Raw genomic sequence first — 462 nt, 5'->3', positions numbered from 1 at the left:
CGAAAAGTTGAATGCCTATGACGAACTTTCCATCTTTTCCATAGCACACAACTTCTTCGGATTGTTTTTAGCTTCGCATTTTATTACCATTAATTAAAACTCTTAAAACTTTATAGTAAATAAGTTTCAATAACATCAAGGTAAATTATGTTGAAAAACACAATATATTGGTATACAATCCTAGTATAAGGGCTTTGTTAAATCAATTAATAAGATTAGAGGTTATCTATGAAAGGAGAGTTAAAGTGAAAAATCGATTTTATCTTTTTGTTGCAGTTTGCTTTATCGTAAGTTTATTTGCTTATCAGAGAGAGAAAACTTCTAAGAAGGAAACAGCTAAGACGGAAACTAGTACGAATACAATTGACATAAGTGGTGAAGGAATTAAAGATAGAGCTAGTATTGACTCAATTAAGATAGAAAAAGGGCATATAAAAGTACATATTAAGAACGGCAACACGG

Annotated in this window: 1 protein-coding gene; it reads left to right on the top strand. The window is 30.3% G+C overall.

From position 1 onward, the window contains the following. Positions 1-245: 245 nt before the first annotated feature. The coding region (locus ACW2QF_RS15790; RefSeq protein ID WP_455716968.1) for a hypothetical protein at positions 246-462 on the top strand (217 nt) is incomplete at its 3' end.

This window comes from Anaerosporobacter sp., assembly GCF_965301125.1.
The sequence above is the reverse complement of the archived record's forward strand: the minus strand, read 5'-3'. Positions and strand labels throughout refer to the sequence as shown.